This is a genomic window from Streptomyces sp. NPDC052773 (assembly GCF_044547145.1).
Classification (GTDB): Bacteria; Actinomycetota; Actinomycetes; order Streptomycetales; family Streptomycetaceae; genus Streptomyces.
The window spans coordinates 43,561-60,161 of the sequence record NZ_JBITZX010000003.1 but is presented as its reverse complement, the minus strand read 5'-3'; the positions used below and the strand labels follow the sequence as shown (position 1 = coordinate 60,161).

Here is a 16,601-nt window from a genome sequence, read left to right as displayed (position 1 = left end):
CGCGTTCCGTATGCGCGCCCCCAGGAGACTCGTGGCCACGGCATGGAGTTGCAAGCGAGTTGATTACGATTCGGGCATGGCGAAGAAGCTCGTGATCAAGGTGACGGCCGGGGCGGACGCTCCCGAACGCTGCTCGCAGGCGTTCACGGTGGCGGCGGTGGCCGTGGCCAGTGGCGTGGACGTGTCCGTCTGGCTGACGGGCGAGTCCGCCTGGTTCGCGCTGCCCGGCCGGGCGGCCGAGTTCGAGCTGCCGCACGCGGCCCCGCTCCCCGACCTGATCGACTCGATCCTCGCCGCCGGCAAGCTCACCCTGTGCACCCAGTGCGCGGCCCGGCGGGACATCACCGAGAAGGACGTCCTCGAGGGCGTACGGATCGCGGGCGCGCAGGTCTTCGTCCAGGAGGCGCTGGCCGAGGACACGCAGGCGCTCGTCTACTGATCGCCGGTCCGCGTCGGCACGTACAGGCAGAAGGGGTGCCCCGCCGGATCCAGCAGCACCCGTACGTGCGCCTGGGGCTGGAACGCGGCGAGCCGGGCGCCCGCGAGGAGGGCGGCGGCCGTCTCGCCCTCCAGGTCGTCCACCGCGATGTCCAGGTGGACCGCCATCTGCTGCCGGTCCGGCTCGCTCGGCCAGACCGGCGGCACGTAGTGGGGCTCGGTCTGGAAGGACAGTCCGGTGCCGCCGTCCGGCGGGCGGATGTGCACCCAGTCCGGCCCCTCCTCGCCGTTCCACACCCGCCAGCCGGGCAGCAGCCGCAGGTAGAAGTCCGCGAGTTCACGCGCGCTCGGCGCGTCCAGGGTCGCCGCCACGAGTCTCATGCGCCGGGAGTACCCCGCCGGGCGGGGCCGACGCCCGTCACCTCGGACGCCGCCCGTCACCTCGGACGCCCCCGTCACCTCGGACGCTTCTTGCCGTCCAGCTCGTCCCACCACTCGTCGGAGAGGGGATCGCCGGAAGGGTCGTCCCACCAGCGGTCGTCGGGGCCGCGGCGGTTGGCGATCACCGCGGCGACGGGCGGGATCACCATGGCGACCACGCACAGGGCGACGGCCGCCTCGGTCGACCAGAGGCGGACGACGCTCCAGGCCAGCACGAAGAGCACCAGGCAGGTGCCCATCAGGGCGAAGTAGACATGCCGCCGCCGCGCGTACATACGTCCAGCGTAGGCAGGCCTCCGGACACGGTGAAGGGCCGCACCCCAGGCGTCCAACCCAGGGGGTGCGGCCCTTCCGCCGTACGGGTCCGTCAGGGTCCGTCAGACCGCGATCGCGACCTCGGCCAGCGCGCCCTTCTCGGCGACGACGACCGTGCGGTCGGCGGTGCCACCGGGGACGAGGGCGCGGACGGTCCAGGTGCCCTCCGCCGCGTAGAAGCGGAACTGGCCCGTGGCGGAGGTCGGGACCTCCGCGGTGAACTCGCCGGTCGAGTCCAGGAGCCGGACGTAACCGGTCACCGGCTCGCCGTCACGGGTCACCTGGCCCTGGATGGTGGTCTCACCGGGCTTGATCGTCGAGGCGTCGGGGCCGCCGGCCTTCGCTCCGCACATGTCTTTCTCCAAGAGGGGTCTGACCGGAAGGCCGGTCGTCGATTGCTTGCCGGGATTACTTGTTGGCGCCGAGCTCGATCGGCACGCCGACGAGGGAGCCGTACTCGGTCCAGGAGCCGTCGTAGTTCTTGACGTTCTCCACGCCCAGCAGCTCGTGCAGCACGAACCAGGTCAGGGCCGAGCGCTCGCCGATGCGGCAGTAGGCGATGGTGTCCTTGGAGAGGTCGATGCTCTCCTCCTCGTAGAGCTTCTTCAGCTCTTCGTCGGACTTGAAGGTGCCGTCGTCGTTGGCGTTCTTCGACCACGGGATGTTGCGGGCGGTCGGGACGTGACCCGGGCGCTGCGACTGCTCCTGCGGCAGGTGGGCCGGGGCGAGCAGCTTGCCGGAGAACTCGTCGGGCGAGCGGACGTCGACCAGGTTCTGGCTGCCGATGGCCTTGACGACGTCGTCGCGGAAGGCGCGGATCGCGGTGTTCTGCGGCTTGGCCTTGTACTGGGTCGCCGGGCGCTCGGGCACTTCCTCGACCAGCTCGCGGGCGTCCAGCTCCCACTTCTTGCGGCCGCCGTCGAGGAGCTTGACGTTCTCGTGGCCGTAGAGCTTGAAGTACCAGTAGGCGTACGAGGCGAACCAGTTGTTGTTGCCGCCGTAGAGGATCACCAGCGTGTCGTTGGCGATGCCCTTCGCCGACAGGAGCTTCTCGAAGCCCTCCTGGTCGATGAAGTCGCGGCGGACCGGGTCCTGGAGGTCCTGCGTCCAGTCGATCTTGATGGCGTTGCGGATGTGGTTCTTGTCGTACGCCGACGTGTCCTCGTCCACCTCGACGATCGCGATGTCGGGGTTGTCCAGGTTGTCCTGAAGCCAGTCGGCGTCGACCAGGACGTCGCTGCGGCTCATGCTCTTTCTCCTCCGGGGCAGTTGCGGCGGGGCGTGCGAGTGAGAGGCGTGCGCGGACGGCCGCCGCGAAGCGGCGCGGCTCGGCGCACGGATGCCCTGGGCAGGGCGGGGGGTGAATGCGGCAGGCGGATGCTGCCGCTCAGACGGTGCGACAGAGCATGGCGGCAACGCGGCACAGGTCTACTGCCCGCCGCTTCGTGAGATCCGCCTGTCGCTTCATGCGGTCGATCGTAGGGACGGACGGGCGGGCGTGTCACCGGTGTGTCGCATGGTGAGACGCGATCGTCCGGATTGCGAGAACGCGAAAGCGCCCGGGCCGTCGCCGGACGGCTCGCGGGCGCCTGCTTCGGGGCTCACATCTGCGGTACGGACGGGCCTGTCTCGCTCCTCGGACAGCCTCGGACAGCTCGAACAGGCTCGACAGCCCCGCACAGGCTCGGACGGCAGCCTTGGAGACCGCCGTCCCGACCGCCGTCCCGACCGCCGTCCCGACCGCCGTCCCGACCGCCGTACTGGCCGGTCAGCCGGTCCTACCCGGCCAGCCGGACGTCGGAACCCTGCACGGAGATCTCCACACCGTCCGGCGCGGCCTCGACCTTGTCCAGGCGGATGCCGCCCGGGAGGTCGTCGATGGCCTGCTGGAAGTCGGTGATCTTCCGGACCGAGTTCTCGGCGAGGTCGAGACCCGCCAGGTCCGGCAGGGAATCGGTGCGCACCTCGACGTTGTCGCCCTTGACGCTGACGGTGCTGAGCACGGACAGCTCCCGGGTGCCGATGACCGGGACGTCGACCTCCACCCCCACCTTGATCTTGCCGTTGCCGCCGTCGGCGAGACTCACCACGCGGGCGGTGATGCCGGGGGCCACCTCCGTCGGCTCCGACTTGGCGGCCTTCATCAGCTCGTCGTAGGCGATGGTCGCCGTGCCGGTGGCGGAGGCGGCGGTGGCGGAGCTGTAGTCACCGGAGAACCGCACGCCCTTCATATGGGCCTGGAGGTCGTCGATGCGGATCTTCTCGCCCTCGCCCGCGGCGGCCTCGTAGTCCTGGATGCCGACCTCCACGTCGTCCAGCTCGCCGCCCGCCACCTGGGTGAGGAAGGGGAAACCGTTGATCGACACGTCCGGGGTCCGCGGCAGGCCCTCGGTCGCGCGCAGCCGGTCCGCGGCCTCCCCCTCGGCGAAGTGCACGGCGATGCGGTCCACGGCCACGAAGAGTCCGCCGAGGATCACGACGACGATCAGAAGTATTCGCAGCGCGCGCATTTTTCCCCACTTCGGCCTTCGACGACGACCGCCACGGTAACCCTGCGGGGCCGCAACGGCGGGGACTGTCGATCAACTGTGACAGGCGGGGGCGCCGTACGCGCACCGAGCGCGCACGGCTCAGCCCAGCGTCCGCCCCAGCACCCACACCACCGGGGCCGCCGCCGTCAGGGGCAGGGCGACGCCCGCGGTGAAGTGCACGAAGCGGGACGGGTAGTCGTAGCTCGCGACGCGGTGGCCGATCAGGGCGCAGGCGCCGGCCGCGGCGCCGAGGAGCGCCCCCTCGGTGCCGGTGCCGGTCAGGTTGCCCACCGCGATGCCCGCGCCGGCGGCGGCGAGCAGCGCGACGACGACGGAGGCCGGGGTCGGCAGCGGCAGCGCGCGGGCCAGGACGGCGACCGCGACGGCCGCCGCGCCGATCGTGACCGCGTCGGACCCGGCCGCCAGGTAGCCCGTCGCGACGACCGCCAGTGCCGCCGAGACGACGGTGGCCGTCAGGCCGTACAGCCGCTCGTCCGGGTCGGCGTGCGAGCGCAGCTGGAGGACGAGCGACAGCAGCACCCAGACGCCGAGCGTGCCGAGGATGACCGCCGGGCCGTGGTCCTGGCCCGCGGCCAGCAGCGCCACGTCGGCCGTGAGCGCGCCCGCGAAGGCCAGCGCGATGCCCTGCCGGGCCGGCCACATGCCGTTCAGCCGGAACCAGCCGGCCGCGGTGACCGCCTGGAGGACGACGAGTGGCACGAGCAGCGCGTACGAGCCGGCCGTGGCCGCGCCGGACAGCAGCGCGCCGAGCAGCGCGGTGAGGGCGGCGGGCTGGAGGCCGGGTTCGATGATCGGGGAACGGCCCTCCAGCCGGGCCCGCTGGGCCGCCGTGAGCGGCGCGGCGGGGGTGGCGGGCGCGGCGGGCTCCGGTTCGGGAGCCGGTGCCGGTGCCGCCGCCGCGGGGGCCTGGGGCTCGTACGGCTGCTCGGGCATCGCGTACGGCTGCTGCGGCGCGTACTCCGCCGTCGCCTGCTGGGTCTGGGTGTCCCAGGTCTGCCCCTCCCACTGCTGGGTGTACTGCTCCTGGTACGCGGGCTGCTGCTGGTACCCCTGGAACTGCTGATACTGCTGATACTGGTGATGCTGCTGGTACTGGGCTTGCTGGTACGGCTCGTAGCCCTGGTACTGCTGCCCCTCGTAGGGCTGCTGGTCGTACGGCTGCTGGTCGTTCATCGGTCCGGTCACCCTCCTGCGAACGGCGGGAGCACCTCGACCGTGCCGCCGTCGGTCAGCCGTACCGTCTCATGTCCACGGGTCCCGACGGGATCGCCGTCGATGAGGAACGAGCATCGCCGCAGCACGCGCGCGAGTTCGCCGGGGTGGCGCTCCCGCACCGCGGCGAGCGCGTCGGCGAGCGTGGCCGCCTCGTACGCCTCCTCGGCGACCCCGGCCGCGGCCTTCGCGGCGGCCCAGTAGCGCACCGTGACCTTTGCCATCTCGTCCCTCACGTCAGTCCACTCATGACACGGCCAGGCTAGCCCGCCGCGCTGAGAGCCCAGTCGCCGATCCGGGCGAGGAGGGTGTCGTCGGCCGCGTTCTCGGCGTGGCCCATGCCGGGTTCGATCCACAGGTCGCCGTGGTCGCCGGCCGCCGAGGCCAGCATGTACGGGTGGTCGAGCGGGAAGTAGCCGTCCCGGTCGCCGTGGACGATGAGCAGCGGGGTCGGGGCGATCCGCGGGACCGCCTCCACCGGGGAGAGCGGGACCGGGTCCCAGTCGCGGTGGTGGATGCGGGTGCGGAAGCCGTAGCGGCCGACCAGGCGACCGGCGGGGCGGGTGACCAGCCAGTGCAGGCGGCGCATGGGGGCGGTGCCGCGGTAGTACCAGCGGGCCGGCGCGCTGACCGAGACCACCGCGGCGAGCTCCTGCTCCCGGTGCAGCGCCGCGTGGCGCAGCACCACCGAGCCGCCCATGGAGAAGCCGACGGTCACCACGCGCGTGTGCCCGAGGCCGCGGGCCCAGTCCACGGCGGCGGCCAGGTCCAGCACCTCACGGTCGCCGACGGTCGAGCGGCCGCCGGAGGCGCCGTGGCCGCGGAAGGAGAAGGTGACGACGGCGCCGTGACGCGCGAGGGCGCGCGCGACCCGGCGCACGTGCGGGCGGTTCACATCACCGGTGAAACCGTGCGCGATCACGAACACGGGGTGGCCGGCGGGTGGCCGCGCCGTGTCGTATACGACCGACGGTGGTTCGTATACGGCTTCGATCCGCACCCTGTCGGCCGTGTACAGAAACGTCCGCTTACGTGCGGGGACGGTCTCCCCGGCCGTCTCGCGATGCGGACGAACGGTGGATGGCGGGGTGGATCGGGCCACATGACCTGCCGGACCTGAGCTCATGTGGGCTATTCTGCTGGGCAGAGGACTCGGGCAGCGTAGCCCCCGGGTCCTTTTGTGCTTTCGGAAGCGTTGTATACGACGCGGGAAACCGCAGGTGTACGGGCCGTCGATCGCATGAGTGGCAACAAGCGGCCCCCGGGCCGCCGTGGATCCCAGGGGCGCGGGGATCCGCACCGTACGAAGCAGTGCCGCAAACGTCCTCGCAGGGACCGAGGAGGAACCAGACGTTATGGGCGAGCGAACCGTGCACGAAGGCATGACGACCCGAGCGGGTGAGGCTCGATGAGTTCTCTGCTGCTCCTGACCAATGCCCTTCAGCCGTCGACGGAGGTGCTGCCCGCTCTCGGCCTGCTTCTGCACAACGTGCGGGTGGCCCCGGCGGAAGGGCCGGCCCTCGTCGACACCCCGGGTGCCGACGTCATCCTCATCGACGGCCGCCGCGACCTCCCGCAGGTCCGCAGCCTCTGCCAGCTCCTGCGCTCGACCGGCCCCGGCTGTCCGCTGATCCTCGTCGTCACCGAGGGCGGCCTCGCCGCCGTCACCGCCGACTGGGGCATCGACGACGTCCTCCTCGACACCGCCGGCCCGGCCGAGGTCGAGGCGCGGCTGCGGCTCGCCATGGGCCGCCAGCAGATCGTCGCCGACGACTCCCCCATGGAGATCCGCAACGGCGACCTGTCGGTGGACGAGGCGACGTACTCCGCCAAGCTCAAGGGCCGGGTCCTCGACCTGACCTTCAAGGAGTTCGAGCTGCTGAAGTACCTCGCGCAGCACCCGGGCCGGGTCTTCACCCGCGCCCAGCTGCTCCAGGAGGTCTGGGGCTACGACTACTTCGGCGGCACCCGCACGGTCGACGTGCACGTACGGCGGCTGCGGGCCAAGCTCGGCCCGGAGCACGAGTCGCTGATCGGCACCGTCCGCAACGTCGGCTACCGGTTCGTCACCCCGGAGAAGGTGGAGCGCGCCGCCGAGGAGGCCAAGGCCGGCCGGGCGAAGGCGGAGAAGGCGAGCGAGGCGGACAGCGTGACCGCGCCGGCCGCCGCGGAGGCGTGAGCCGGCACGGCACCGAGACCGGACCGGGCATACCGGACAGAGGCCCGGCCCGGATACCGGACTCCGGCGACCGCTGCTCCGGGCGGGCGCGGTCAAGGTGCAAGACGCCCTGCCCAGAGCCGTTCTCTCCGCGTAGACTCCGCGCGTGGCCAAGGTGACTCGGGATGATGTGGCGCGGCTGGCGGGGACTTCGACCGCCGTCGTCAGCTATGTCATCAACAACGGACCCCGGCCGGTCGCCCCGGCCACGCGCGAGCGTGTCCTCGCCGCGATCAAGGAACTGGGGTACCGGCCCGACCGGGTCGCCCAGGCGATGGCCTCCCGTCGCACCGACCTCATAGGCCTGATCATCCCGGACGCCCGCCAGCCCTTCTTCGGCGAGATGGCGCACGCGGTCGAACAGGCCGCGTCCGAGCGCGGAAAGATGGTCCTGGTCGGCAACACCGACTACGTCGGCGAGCGCGAGGTGCACTATCTGCGCGCGTTCCTCGGGATGCGGGTCTCCGGCCTGATCCTCGTCTCCCACGCGCTGAACGACCTCGCCGCCGCCGAGATCGAGGCGTGGGACGCCCGGGTCGTCCTGCTGCACGAGCGCCCCGAGTCCATCGACGACGTCGCCGTCGTCACCGACGACCTGGGCGGCGCCCAGCTCGCCGTACGCCACCTCCTGGAGCACGGCTACGAGTACGTCGCCTGTATGGGCGGCACCGCCGAGACCCCCGCGGTCGGCGACCCGGTCTCCGACCACGTCGAGGGCTGGCGGCGCGCGATGGAGGAGGCGGGCGTCCCGACGGAGGGACGGCTGTTCGAAGCGCCGTACAACCGCTACGACGCCTACCGGGTGGCCCTGGAGATCCTGTCCGGCCCGGACCGGCCGCCCGCGATCTTCTGCTCCACCGACGACCAGGCGATCGGCCTGCTCCGCGCGGCCCGCGAGCTGCGCATCGACGTGCCCGGCGAGCTGGCGGTGGCCGGCTTCGACGACATCAAGGAGGCGGCGCTCGCCGACCCGCCGCTCACCACGGTCGCCTCGGACCGCTCCGCGATGGCGCGCGCCGCGGTGGACCTCGTCCTCGACGAGGGGCTGCGGGTGGCGGGGGCGCGGCGGGACGAGCGGCTGAGGGTGTTCCCGTCGCGGTTGGTGGTGCGGCGGTCGTGCGGCTGTGAGCAGTAGTACGCGTCTGTGAGCAGCAGTACGCGTCTGTGAGCGGCAGTACGCGTCTGTGAGCAGGGGCACTCGGTAGCGCTCTGCCCGGTAGCGCCTTTATATCGGGCATACGAGGTTCTGCCGGGCTTCTCAGGCAGCCCTCAGGAAGCTCTCATGGTCGGGCGACAAGCTCATGGACATGACCGAGAGCAACGTGAACCCCGAGTGGCCGCCCCCTCCGGCGTACCAGCCGCAGCAGCCCACCGCGCTCCTGGCGGAGCCCGTGTCCCGGCGGCGCACCAAGAGGCGCGGGCCCGTGGCCCTGCTCACCGCCGTCGCGATCGTCGCGGCGGCCATCGGCGGCGGCACGGCGTACGGCATCCAGGAGCTGACCGGCGGCGACCCGGTCGCGACGAGCAGCAGCACCAGCACCACCGTGGTGCCGTCGAGCCAGAAGGGCACGGTCGCCGGGGTCGCCAAGGCGGTCAGCCCCAGCATCGTCGAGATCGACGCCACCTCGAACGCCGGGTCCTCCACCGGCTCCGGCGTGATCATCACCAGCGACGGCGAGATCGTCACCAACAACCACGTCGTCTCGGGCGCCTCGCGGATCACGGTGACGACCAGCGACGGCAAGGAGTACACCGCCCGCGTCGTCGGCACCGACAGCGGCAAGGACCTCGCGCTGATCAAGCTGGAGAACGCCTCCGGGCTGAAGGCGGCGACGCTCGGCGACTCCGACGGGGTGCAGGTCGGCGACCAGGTGGTGGCGATCGGCTCCCCCGAGGGCCTGACCGGCACGGTGACCAGCGGCATCGTCTCCGCCCTGAACCGGGACGTCACCGTCTCCACCGGTGACGGGCAGCAGCAGCGGCAGCCGGACGGCGGCTGGCCGTTCGAGTTCGGCGGCCGGGAGTTCAACGGCGACACCGGCTCGTCCACGACGACGTACAAGGCGATCCAGACCGACGCGTCCCTGAACCCCGGCAACTCCGGCGGCGCGCTGATCGACATGAACGGCAACGTCATCGGCATCAACTCGGCGATGTACTCGGCGAGCGGTTCCTCCTCGGCCGACGCGGGCAGCGTCGGTCTCGGCTTCGCCATCCCCATCGACACCGTCAAGGCCGACCTGGCGAAGCTGCGGGCGGGCGCGACCGACTGAGAGCGGCCGAGGAGTCGTGCGAGGCTGAGAACGTCAGCCCTCAGCCTGCCGATCACACCCGAGGAACCCACGCCATGAGCCCCGCCGAAGGCGACCGTGACCCCCAGCGCATCCTCATCGTCGACGACGAGCCCGCGGTACGCGAAGCGCTCCAGCGCAGCCTGGCCTTCGAGGGGTACGACACGGAGGTCGCGGTCGACGGCGCGGACGCCCTGGAGAAGGCGACCGCGTACCGGCCCGACCTCGTCGTCCTCGACATCCAGATGCCGCGCATGGACGGCCTGACCGCGGCGCGGCGCATCCGCGGCGCGGGCGACACCACCCCGATCCTCATGCTCACGGCCCGCGACACCGTCGGCGACCGCGTGACCGGCCTCGACGCGGGCGCCGACGACTACCTGGTCAAGCCCTTCGAACTGGACGAACTGTTCGCCCGTATCCGCGCGCTGCTGCGCCGCAGCTCCTACGCGGCGGCGATGGCCGGCACGACCGCCGAGGCCGGCGAGGTGCTGACCTTCGCCGACCTGCGGATGGACCTCGCGACGCGCGAGGTGACGCGCGGCGGGCGGCCGGTGGGGCTGACCCGCACCGAGTTCACCCTGCTGGAGATGTTCATGGCGCACCCGAGGCAGGTCCTCACCCGCGAGCAGATCCTCAAGGCGGTGTGGGGCTTCGACTTCGAGCCGTCGTCGAACTCGCTGGACGTGTACGTGATGTACCTGCGCCGCAAGACCGAGGCGGGCGGCGAGCCGCGGCTCGTGCACACCGTCCGGGGCGTCGGCTACGTACTGCGGCAGGGCGGCACCGAGTGAGCAAGGCGGTACGGCGCCTGCGCGCGCTGCCCCTGCGCTCCCGGCTCGCGCTGCTGGTGGCGGCGGCGGTGGCGTTCGCGGTGGCGGCGGTCTCGGTCAGCTGCTGGTTCGTGGTGCGGGGCAAGCTGTACGCCGAGATCGACGACAAGCTCGGCAACGTCCGGGTCACGCTGGACGCGATCCAGGACACCCTGGCCGACTGCCGCCGGTCCCCCGGCGACGCCCGGTCCTTCGGCCCGCCCACCCAGGTCTACGCCGAGCTGGTCAGCGCCGACGGGACGTACTGCGTCTTCGACACCTCCGCGGGCGCGGTGCGGGTGACCGCCGCCGACACCCGGATCGCCGCGCAGAACCCCGGCGAGGCCCCCTTCTTCCGGGACGGGAAGGACTCCGACGGCAACGCGGTCCGTACGATGACGCGTCCACTGGGCGGCGGGATCGCCCTGGTGGTCGCCCTCCCCCTGGAGGACACCGAGGGCACCCTCAACGAGCTGGCGCTGCTGCTGCTCGCGGTCTCCGGCATCGGCGTCGTCGGCGCCGGCGCGGCCGGGCTCGCCGTGGCCCGTGCCGGGCTGCGCCCCGTCGACAAACTGACGGAGGCCGTCGAGCACGTGGCCCGCACCGAGGACCTGACCATCCGCATCCCCGTGGAGGACGACAGCGAGGACGAGATCGCCCGCCTGTCCCGCTCCTTCAACTCGATGACCTCCGCGCTGGCCAGCTCCCGCGACCTCCAGCAGCAGCTCATCGCGGACGCGGGACACGAGCTGCGCACACCGCTCACCTCCCTGCGCACCAACATCGAACTCCTCACCCGCAGCGAGGAGACCGGCCGCCCGCTGCCGGAGGCGGACCGCAAGGCGCTGCTCGCCTCGGTGAAGGCGCAGATGACGGAGCTGGCCGCGCTGATCGGCGACCTCCAGGAACTGTCCCGCCCGGACACCGCCCAGCACGGCGGCCTGGCACCGGTCATCCCCTTCCACGACGCGGTCGAATCGGCCCTGCGCCGCGCCCGGCTGCGCGGCCCGGAGCTGACGATCACGGCGGACGTCCAGCCCTGGTACGTCCGCGCGGAGCCGGCCGCGCTGGAGCGGGCGGTGGTCAACGTGCTCGACAACGCGGTGAAGTTCAGCCCGGCGGGCGGCACGATCGACGTACGCCTCGACGGCGGTGTCCTCACGGTCCGCGACCACGGCCCGGGCATCCCGGAGGACGAACTCCCCTACGTCTTCGACCGCTTCTGGCGCAGCCCCAGCGCCCGCGCCCTCCCCGGCTCGGGCCTCGGCCTGTCGATCGTGGCCCGCACGGTGCAGCAGGCGGGCGGCGAGGTGACGCTGACTCCTGCGGAGGGCGAGGGCACGGTGGTGACGATCCGCCTGCCGGGGGCGGCTACTCCTCCGCCGGAGGCTCCGTAGCAGGCTCGGGCTCCTGCCAGAAGAGCTGTTCATCGAGCCGCCACTCCGTCTGCCAAGGCGGTCCCATGAAGTCGTCGGTCACTCGCCCGGCTCCGTCCTCAGAGCCTTGTCCCGAATCCTCGCCGCCTCGTCGAGGAGGGCCCTGGCCTCGGCGATGTCGGTGGACTCAGCCGCACGGAGTTCCAGGTCGTGCAGGCGTGCATCGAGCTCCGGATCACGAGCGATCGTGTACTCGATCCACCAACGAGCCATGAACGCGGGAACGGGTCGAAGGTCGTACGTGTCGGCGATCGCCCGCTTCCAGTGTTTGTCGAAGTCGGGCAGAAGCACAGGTGCGTGCTGGGCAATGGCCTCGCGCAGCGCCTTGGGAGTCCGGGAGAACGGGACCCGGGCCCCCTCCGGTGCTTGATCGAGTTCCTGTGCCATGGGATCACCGTGACCGAACCGCACACCTTCGCGTCCCGGGTTTCCCACCCGCTTCACCCGCGAGCGTGCGGAGCCCGCTCGCGCTTGACGCCCTCCACGAACGCGGCCCACGGAGACGCCCCGAAGAGCAGGACCTGGCCGGCCGGGGTCTTGCTGTCGCGGACCGGGACTGTGCCGGGGCAGTTGTCGGCGACCTCGACGCAGTTGTTGTCTCCCCCGTCGCTGTAGGACGACTTACGCCACACGACGGTGGTGAGGTCGGGGGCTCGGTTCATGATCCGGCGACCTCCGTCAGCTCTTGACGCCGTTCACGAACGACACCCACGAACCGGCCCCGAACACGAGCACCGGGCCCTCCGGGGTCTTGCTGTCGCGGACCGGGACTATGCCGGGGCAGTTGTCGGCGACCTCGACGCAGTTGGTGCCACCCCCGTCGCTGTAGCTGGACTTGCGCCACACCGCGGTGCTGAGATCGGGGGCTCGGTTCATGATCCGCACTCCTCCAGAAGGCGTTTGATGAACGCCGTCGACTCCCTCGGAGTCAGCGCCGCATCCCTGACCAGATCGTAGGACAAGCAAAAGCGCAGTACCTTGTCCGGATCCTGGACCAGCTCGCCGAAGCCATTGCCCTCCACCCAGGCAACAGGGTCGCCGATTCGCTTCCAAAACAGCCAGAGATGGCTGTCCATGAGGTCGTGAACACCGGCTGTGTACGGCAGCACCTGAATCGCCACATTCGGCAGTGCCGCCGCATCGATGAGGTGCGACAGCTGATCTGTCCACACCTTCGTGTCGGGAACCTGCCTTCGCAACGCACCTTCGTCCAGGATCACGCGCAAGTTCGGTGCCGAAGGCCGGTGGAGCAGCTCTTGGCGTCCCATGCGGACGGCCACCTGCTCCTCGACTTCGTCCCTGTTGCCTGCCGTTGTCTGAGCACCAGACAACCCTGACAACACCGCACGGGCGTAGTCCTCGGTCTGCAACAAGCCCGGCACGCGCAGCTGGAACATCCACATGATCCGCGCCGTTGCCTCCAGCTCCATGAACGCTTTGTACTTGTCCTTGACGACTTCTCTGCGCGCCTCGCGCCACAAGCGGACCAGCAGATCACCCGACCGGTAGTAGCTGTCCAGGTCCTCCATGACCGCACGCTTGGAGAGCCGTTCCCCGCTCTCCAAGCGGCTCAGGTAGCTCTTGTCGTACCCGGTGTCCTCGGCCAGCTGCCCGAGCGACTTCCCCGCCTGCTCCCGCAGGAACTTGAGAGTCCGGCCGAGCGCAGCCCGCCCCGACTCCGGTTCGTCGTCAACCATTTCGCCCACGTCACCCCTCCCCGTTGCCTGGGCGCCAGACAACACCGAACCTCTTCCGCAGCGTACGCGTGATCCGTAACCATCGAGGCACGAAAGGTAATCACCGCTCGTCAGCCACCCCTGCCACGCCCCGGAAGGGCACCCCCATGCCTCTGCGCCTCCGCCTGCGGCTCGCCGCGCTCTGCGAGACCGTCCTGCTCGCCCTCGTACGGCTCCTGCTGCCCGCCGAGGGACGCCACCGCGCCACGGCGCCGCCCCCGCCACCGCCCCCGCCCGCCCCGCCGATCGCCCTGGAGCCCGTCTGGCTCGACACCCCGCTCGTACGCCCCTACCTGGAGGTCCCCGCATGAGGCTGCTGCCCTGGACGGGCGTCGACGGCAAGCCCTGCTACCTCAGCAGCGACGACCCGCACAGCCCCCTCTCGCGGCTCGCCGACGACATCGAGGCCGCCCAACTGCGCTCCGCACAGGAGGTGCTGGCCGGGGCGAGGGCCGCCCTCGGCGACGCCAAGGCGGGTGAGCGGGCCGTGCGGTTCGCGCTCACCCGGGCCACCGAGTCCCTGGCGGACGTCCTGCGGATCGCGGTCAGCCGGCGGTGACCCGTACGAAGACCGCGTCGCCCGGTGACGTTCCCACCGCAATGGCCTTTCCGGGGTCCCAGCCCACGACCCGGTAGGCCCTGATGGGGGTGGCCGCGCCCGGATCGCCGTCGTTCGGGGTGTCGTCGCAGGGCGGCAGGACCGCGGTGCCGATGCGCTCGGCCACCTCGAAGTCGTCTCCGCCCCGGTCCATGTACGTCCGCCCCTCGTACCGCACCAGGTAGGCGCAGGCGCCCGCCGCGTCGCCCGCGCTCTCCCCCGCCGCGCACCCGGTGAGCGCGAGCAGCAGCACCGCCGGTCCTCGTACCGCCTTCATCCCGGCCTCCTGTCGTCACTCACTCCGACGCCGGGCCCGGCCGAATCGTTCGGCCACCCCGGCAACCCTTCCGCCGTCCGCGGCGACTGTTCGTCGACCATCCCCACACCCCACGGACGGAACGGAACCCGCATGAGTGAGACGACTCGTGGCAAGCCCCGCAAGCCCCGCAGGGCACAGCACCGCAGGCGCCGGACGACGGTGCTCGCGGCCGGTGTCCCCCTCGCCCTGATCGCCGCGGGGGCGCTCGTCTACGGCGAGAACGCGCAGCCCGAGGCGGCGGCGGCCGAAGCCCCCGCGTGGGCGACGGCGACCGCCGACGGCTTCGCCTCCGTGAACTCCCTCGGCCAGAACGGCACGTACGGCGGCCGGGGCGGCCGGACCGTCACCGTCCGCACGCTCGCGGACCTGGAGAAGTACGCGACCGCCGCCGAGCCGTACGTCATCGTCGTCGCCGGGACCATCACCATGTCCCCGGTCGGCAAGGAGATCAAGGTCGCCTCCGACAAGACCATCATCGGCTCCGGCACCTCCGGGCACATCGTCGGCGGCGGCTTCTTCCTCGGCCCCGGCGTGCACAACGTGATCATCCGGAACTTGACGATCCGGGACTCGTACCAGGGCGTCTGGAACGACAAGGACCACGACTACGACGCGATCCAGATGGACGGCGCGCACCACGTCTGGATCGACCACAACGACCTGCGGCACATGGCGGACGGGCTCATCGACGTCCGCAAGGACAGCACGAACATCACCGTGTCGTGGAACAAGCTGAGCGACAACAACAAGACGTTCGGCATCGGCTGGACCGAGAACGTCGTCACGGACATCACGATCCACCACAACTGGTTCCACGAGACCGAGCAGCGCAACCCGTCCACGGACAACGCCGCCCACGCGCACCTCTACAACAACGTCCTGGAGGACACCCCGGGGACCGCCATCACCTCCTCCTACGGCAACTACTCGCGCGGGAAGACGAAGATGGTCCTGGAGAATTCCTACTTCCAGGGCGTCAAGAACCCCGTCATCAAGGACGCGACGGCGTCGATCGTCCAGCGCGGCAACGTCTTCTCCGGCACCAGCGGACGCAACGAGAGCGGCGGCACGGCCTTCGACCCGAAGACGTACTACGGCTACACCCTCGACAAGGCGGCGGACCTGCCCGCACTCCTCAAGTCCGGCGCCGGCCCGCGCGGTTCCCTGGGGACCACGGCGACCACGACCGCCGCCGCCGCGGCCACCACCCTCACCGTCGCCAAGGACGGATCCGGCCAGTACAAGACCGTCCAGGCCGCGGTGAACGCCGTACCCGCGAACAACCCCTCCCGCGTCGTCATCGCCGTGAAGCCGGGCACGTACCGCGAGACGGTGAAGGTCCCCTCGAACAAGCCGCACGTCACCATCCAGGGCACGGGCGCCAGTCGCAAGGACACGGTGATCGTCTACAACAACGCCTCCGGCACCCCCAAGCCGGGCGGCGGCACCTACGGCACCGGCGGCAGCGCCACCGTCGCCGTCGAGGCGGACGACTTCCAGGCCCGCAACCTGACCATCGCCAACGACTTCGACGAGAAGGCCAACCAGCACATCTCCGGTCACCAGGCCGTCGCCCTGCGCACGGCGTCGGACAAGGTGTTCCTGGACTCGGTGATCGTGGAGGGCGACCAGGACACACTCCTGCTCGACACCGCCGCGAAGGACCGGCTGGGCCGCGTCTACATGACCAACTCTTATGTCACCGGCAACGTCGACTTCATCTTCGGCCGCGCCACCGCCGTGATCGACCGCTCGGTCATCACCCTGAAGAAGCGCTGGGACGGCACCTCGGCCGGTTACGTCACGGCCCCGTCGACCGCCGCCAACCGCAAGGGCATCCTGATCGCCAACTCCACGGTGACCGGCGCCGTCTCGGACCGCACCTTCTACCTCGGCCGCCCCTGGCACGCGGGCGGCGACGCGACCCTCGACCCCCAGACGACGGTCCGCAACACCACCCTCAGCGCTGCCATCCGCTCCACCCCCTGGACCGACATGAGCGGCTTCTCCTGGAAGGACGACCGCTTCGCGGAGTACAAGAACACGGGCCCGGGAGCCGGTTCCGCCGGTTCCGACCGACCCCACCTGACCGACGCCCAGGCCGCCGACCAGGAGGTCACGGACTGGCTGTCCGGCTGGACGCCTACGGCCTCCTGAGGCCCACGTCAGGCTCGGGGCGCCCCTCCGGGCACCGTCGCCCGAACAGGTGAACGCAGGGCGTTCCCCCCTTCCC

General features: G+C 71.1%; 23 protein-coding genes. 9 read left to right on the top strand and 14 right to left on the bottom strand.

Features of this window, described 5'->3' with window-relative positions:
• Nucleotides 1-76: 76 nt before the first annotated feature.
• Nucleotides 77-439, top strand: coding sequence for a DsrE family protein (locus tag ACIG0D_RS08175; RefSeq protein ID WP_365760434.1), 363 nt, complete (start codon nucleotides 77-79; stop codon nucleotides 437-439).
• Here ACIG0D_RS08175 and ACIG0D_RS08170 read toward each other — a convergent pair.
• The 9 genes from ACIG0D_RS08170 to ACIG0D_RS08130 all read right to left on the bottom strand — a co-directional run bounded on the left by ACIG0D_RS08170 (nucleotide 433) and on the right by ACIG0D_RS08130 (nucleotide 6,084).
• On the bottom strand, nucleotides 433-819 hold the full coding sequence (locus ACIG0D_RS08170) for a VOC family protein (RefSeq protein WP_399797193.1): 387 nt from the start codon (nucleotides 817-819) through the stop codon (nucleotides 433-435). The genes ACIG0D_RS08175 and ACIG0D_RS08170 overlap by 7 nt on opposite strands.
• Nucleotides 820-893: 74 nt before the next feature.
• Complete coding sequence (locus ACIG0D_RS08165) at nucleotides 894-1,154, bottom strand: DUF3099 domain-containing protein (RefSeq protein WP_399797192.1); 261 nt, start codon at nucleotides 1,152-1,154, stop codon at nucleotides 894-896.
• Between the two features lie 102 nt (nucleotides 1,155-1,256).
• The gene (locus ACIG0D_RS08160) at nucleotides 1,257-1,547 is read right to left on the bottom strand and encodes a DUF1416 domain-containing protein (RefSeq protein ID WP_043502058.1); all 291 of its coding nucleotides are present in this window, start codon (nucleotides 1,545-1,547) and stop codon (nucleotides 1,257-1,259) included.
• Nucleotides 1,548-1,602: 55 nt separating this feature from the next.
• The gene (locus ACIG0D_RS08155) at nucleotides 1,603-2,442 is read right to left on the bottom strand and encodes a sulfurtransferase (protein ID WP_399797190.1); all 840 of its coding nucleotides are present in this window, start codon (nucleotides 2,440-2,442) and stop codon (nucleotides 1,603-1,605) included.
• 139 nt (nucleotides 2,443-2,581) lie between these two features.
• Nucleotides 2,582-2,662: a putative leader peptide gene (locus ACIG0D_RS08150; RefSeq protein ID WP_350203226.1), complete on the bottom strand. Its 81-nt coding sequence runs from the start codon at nucleotides 2,660-2,662 to the stop codon at nucleotides 2,582-2,584.
• 310 nt (nucleotides 2,663-2,972) lie between these two features.
• Nucleotides 2,973-3,704 (bottom strand): DUF2993 domain-containing protein, encoded by a 732-nt coding sequence (locus ACIG0D_RS08145; RefSeq protein ID WP_399797189.1) that lies wholly within the window; start codon nucleotides 3,702-3,704, stop codon nucleotides 2,973-2,975.
• Nucleotides 3,705-3,824: 120 nt separating this feature from the next.
• Nucleotides 3,825-4,919: a hypothetical protein gene (locus ACIG0D_RS08140; RefSeq protein ID WP_399797188.1), complete on the bottom strand. Its 1,095-nt coding sequence runs from the start codon at nucleotides 4,917-4,919 to the stop codon at nucleotides 3,825-3,827.
• An 8-nt stretch (nucleotides 4,920-4,927) separates the two neighbouring features.
• The gene (locus ACIG0D_RS08135) at nucleotides 4,928-5,182 is read right to left on the bottom strand and encodes a MoaD/ThiS family protein (RefSeq protein WP_365760422.1); all 255 of its coding nucleotides are present in this window, start codon (nucleotides 5,180-5,182) and stop codon (nucleotides 4,928-4,930) included.
• A 38-nt stretch (nucleotides 5,183-5,220) separates the two neighbouring features.
• The gene (locus tag ACIG0D_RS08130; RefSeq protein ID WP_399797186.1) at nucleotides 5,221-6,084 is read right to left on the bottom strand and encodes an alpha/beta hydrolase; all 864 of its coding nucleotides are present in this window, start codon (nucleotides 6,082-6,084) and stop codon (nucleotides 5,221-5,223) included.
• A gap of 282 nt (nucleotides 6,085-6,366) precedes the next feature.
• Here ACIG0D_RS08130 and ACIG0D_RS08125 point away from each other — a divergent pair, with 282 nt between their 5' ends.
• From ACIG0D_RS08125 to ACIG0D_RS08105, 5 genes are all read left to right on the top strand, one after another.
• Nucleotides 6,367-7,137 carry a winged-helix domain-containing protein gene (locus ACIG0D_RS08125; protein ID WP_399797185.1) on the top strand — a complete coding sequence of 257 codons (771 nt, stop codon included), beginning with the start codon at nucleotides 6,367-6,369 and terminating at the stop codon, nucleotides 7,135-7,137.
• 145 nt (nucleotides 7,138-7,282) lie between these two features.
• Nucleotides 7,283-8,311, top strand: a complete 1,029-nt coding sequence (locus ACIG0D_RS08120) for a LacI family DNA-binding transcriptional regulator (RefSeq protein ID WP_365760416.1) — start codon at nucleotides 7,283-7,285, stop codon at nucleotides 8,309-8,311.
• A 166-nt stretch (nucleotides 8,312-8,477) separates the two neighbouring features.
• The gene (locus tag ACIG0D_RS08115) at nucleotides 8,478-9,449 is read left to right on the top strand and encodes a S1C family serine protease (protein WP_399797183.1); all 972 of its coding nucleotides are present in this window, start codon (nucleotides 8,478-8,480) and stop codon (nucleotides 9,447-9,449) included.
• A 74-nt stretch (nucleotides 9,450-9,523) separates the two neighbouring features.
• Entirely contained in the window at nucleotides 9,524-10,261 is a 738-nt protein-coding gene (locus ACIG0D_RS08110; RefSeq protein ID WP_399797182.1) for a response regulator transcription factor, read from the top strand.
• On the top strand, nucleotides 10,258-11,676 hold the full coding sequence (locus ACIG0D_RS08105) for a sensor histidine kinase (protein WP_399797180.1): 1,419 nt from the start codon (nucleotides 10,258-10,260) through the stop codon (nucleotides 11,674-11,676). Before ACIG0D_RS08110 ends, ACIG0D_RS08105 begins: the two co-directional genes overlap by 4 nt.
• Before the next feature lie 78 nt (nucleotides 11,677-11,754).
• Here ACIG0D_RS08105 and ACIG0D_RS08100 read toward each other — a convergent pair whose 3' ends face one another.
• Genes ACIG0D_RS08100 through ACIG0D_RS08085 form a run of 4 tightly spaced genes read right to left on the bottom strand, consistent with a single transcriptional unit; the run spans nucleotide 11,755 to nucleotide 13,421 of the window.
• Nucleotides 11,755-12,102 (bottom strand): DUF6247 family protein, encoded by a 348-nt coding sequence (locus tag ACIG0D_RS08100; protein WP_166000089.1) that lies wholly within the window; start codon nucleotides 12,100-12,102, stop codon nucleotides 11,755-11,757.
• A 53-nt stretch (nucleotides 12,103-12,155) separates the two neighbouring features.
• Nucleotides 12,156-12,377 (bottom strand): DUF397 domain-containing protein, encoded by a 222-nt coding sequence (locus ACIG0D_RS08095; RefSeq protein ID WP_399797178.1) that lies wholly within the window; start codon nucleotides 12,375-12,377, stop codon nucleotides 12,156-12,158.
• Nucleotides 12,378-12,393: 16 nt separating this feature from the next.
• Nucleotides 12,394-12,591: a DUF397 domain-containing protein gene (locus tag ACIG0D_RS08090; RefSeq protein ID WP_399797176.1), complete on the bottom strand. Its 198-nt coding sequence runs from the start codon at nucleotides 12,589-12,591 to the stop codon at nucleotides 12,394-12,396.
• Nucleotides 12,588-13,421 carry a helix-turn-helix domain-containing protein gene (locus tag ACIG0D_RS08085; protein ID WP_399797174.1) on the bottom strand — a complete coding sequence of 278 codons (834 nt, stop codon included), beginning with the start codon at nucleotides 13,419-13,421 and terminating at the stop codon, nucleotides 12,588-12,590. Before ACIG0D_RS08085 ends, ACIG0D_RS08090 begins: the two co-directional genes overlap by 4 nt.
• Before the next feature lie 137 nt (nucleotides 13,422-13,558).
• On the opposite strand from ACIG0D_RS08085, the gene ACIG0D_RS08080 reads away from it, so the two are divergent.
• Together ACIG0D_RS08080 and ACIG0D_RS08075 are read left to right on the top strand one after the other, a co-directional pair.
• A complete protein-coding gene (locus tag ACIG0D_RS08080) occupies nucleotides 13,559-13,762 on the top strand; it encodes a hypothetical protein (RefSeq protein WP_399797172.1) in 204 nt (67 codons plus the stop codon).
• Nucleotides 13,759-14,010 carry a hypothetical protein gene (locus ACIG0D_RS08075; protein ID WP_399797170.1) on the top strand — a complete coding sequence of 84 codons (252 nt, stop codon included), beginning with the start codon at nucleotides 13,759-13,761 and terminating at the stop codon, nucleotides 14,008-14,010. The genes ACIG0D_RS08080 and ACIG0D_RS08075 overlap by 4 nt, the downstream gene beginning before the upstream one ends.
• On the opposite strand, the gene ACIG0D_RS08070 is transcribed toward ACIG0D_RS08075, so the two are convergent.
• Nucleotides 13,997-14,326 carry a DUF6281 family protein gene (locus ACIG0D_RS08070; protein ID WP_399797169.1) on the bottom strand — a complete coding sequence of 110 codons (330 nt, stop codon included), beginning with the start codon at nucleotides 14,324-14,326 and terminating at the stop codon, nucleotides 13,997-13,999. The genes ACIG0D_RS08075 and ACIG0D_RS08070 overlap by 14 nt on opposite strands.
• Nucleotides 14,327-14,458: 132 nt before the next feature.
• On the opposite strand from ACIG0D_RS08070, the gene ACIG0D_RS08065 reads away from it, so the two are divergent.
• On the top strand, nucleotides 14,459-16,525 hold the full coding sequence (locus ACIG0D_RS08065; protein ID WP_399797167.1) for a pectinesterase family protein: 2,067 nt from the start codon (nucleotides 14,459-14,461) through the stop codon (nucleotides 16,523-16,525).
• Nucleotides 16,526-16,601 lie beyond the last annotated feature (76 nt).

Coding starts and splice junctions, on each gene's coding strand:
- ACIG0D_RS08175 (WP_365760434.1), top strand. CDS start 77: ATGGCGAAGAAGCTCGTGATCAAGGTGACGGCCGGGGCGGACGCTCCC.
- ACIG0D_RS08145 (WP_399797189.1), bottom strand. CDS start 3,704: ATGCGCGCGCTGCGAATACTTCTGATCGTCGTCGTGATCCTCGGCGGA.
- ACIG0D_RS08075 (WP_399797170.1), top strand. CDS start 13,759: ATGAGGCTGCTGCCCTGGACGGGCGTCGACGGCAAGCCCTGCTACCTC.
- ACIG0D_RS08125 (WP_399797185.1), top strand. CDS start 6,367: ATGAGTTCTCTGCTGCTCCTGACCAATGCCCTTCAGCCGTCGACGGAG.
- ACIG0D_RS08165 (WP_399797192.1), bottom strand. CDS start 1,154: ATGTACGCGCGGCGGCGGCATGTCTACTTCGCCCTGATGGGCACCTGC.
- ACIG0D_RS08150 (WP_350203226.1), bottom strand. CDS start 2,662: ATGAAGCGACAGGCGGATCTCACGAAGCGGCGGGCAGTAGACCTGTGC.
- ACIG0D_RS08095 (WP_399797178.1), bottom strand. CDS start 12,377: ATGAACCGAGCCCCCGACCTCACCACCGTCGTGTGGCGTAAGTCGTCC.
- ACIG0D_RS08080 (WP_399797172.1), top strand. CDS start 13,559: ATGCCTCTGCGCCTCCGCCTGCGGCTCGCCGCGCTCTGCGAGACCGTC.
- ACIG0D_RS08110 (WP_399797182.1), top strand. CDS start 9,524: ATGAGCCCCGCCGAAGGCGACCGTGACCCCCAGCGCATCCTCATCGTC.
- ACIG0D_RS08140 (WP_399797188.1), bottom strand. CDS start 4,919: ATGAACGACCAGCAGCCGTACGACCAGCAGCCCTACGAGGGGCAGCAG.
- ACIG0D_RS08090 (WP_399797176.1), bottom strand. CDS start 12,591: ATGAACCGAGCCCCCGATCTCAGCACCGCGGTGTGGCGCAAGTCCAGC.
- ACIG0D_RS08130 (WP_399797186.1), bottom strand. CDS start 6,084: ATGAGCTCAGGTCCGGCAGGTCATGTGGCCCGATCCACCCCGCCATCC.
- ACIG0D_RS08070 (WP_399797169.1), bottom strand. CDS start 14,326: ATGAAGGCGGTACGAGGACCGGCGGTGCTGCTGCTCGCGCTCACCGGG.
- ACIG0D_RS08135 (WP_365760422.1), bottom strand. CDS start 5,182: ATGGCAAAGGTCACGGTGCGCTACTGGGCCGCCGCGAAGGCCGCGGCC.
- ACIG0D_RS08100 (WP_166000089.1), bottom strand. CDS start 12,102: ATGGCACAGGAACTCGATCAAGCACCGGAGGGGGCCCGGGTCCCGTTC.
- ACIG0D_RS08170 (WP_399797193.1), bottom strand. CDS start 819: ATGAGACTCGTGGCGGCGACCCTGGACGCGCCGAGCGCGCGTGAACTC.
- ACIG0D_RS08065 (WP_399797167.1), top strand. CDS start 14,459: ATGAGTGAGACGACTCGTGGCAAGCCCCGCAAGCCCCGCAGGGCACAG.
- ACIG0D_RS08160 (WP_043502058.1), bottom strand. CDS start 1,547: ATGTGCGGAGCGAAGGCCGGCGGCCCCGACGCCTCGACGATCAAGCCC.
- ACIG0D_RS08115 (WP_399797183.1), top strand. CDS start 8,478: ATGGACATGACCGAGAGCAACGTGAACCCCGAGTGGCCGCCCCCTCCG.
- ACIG0D_RS08155 (WP_399797190.1), bottom strand. CDS start 2,442: ATGAGCCGCAGCGACGTCCTGGTCGACGCCGACTGGCTTCAGGACAAC.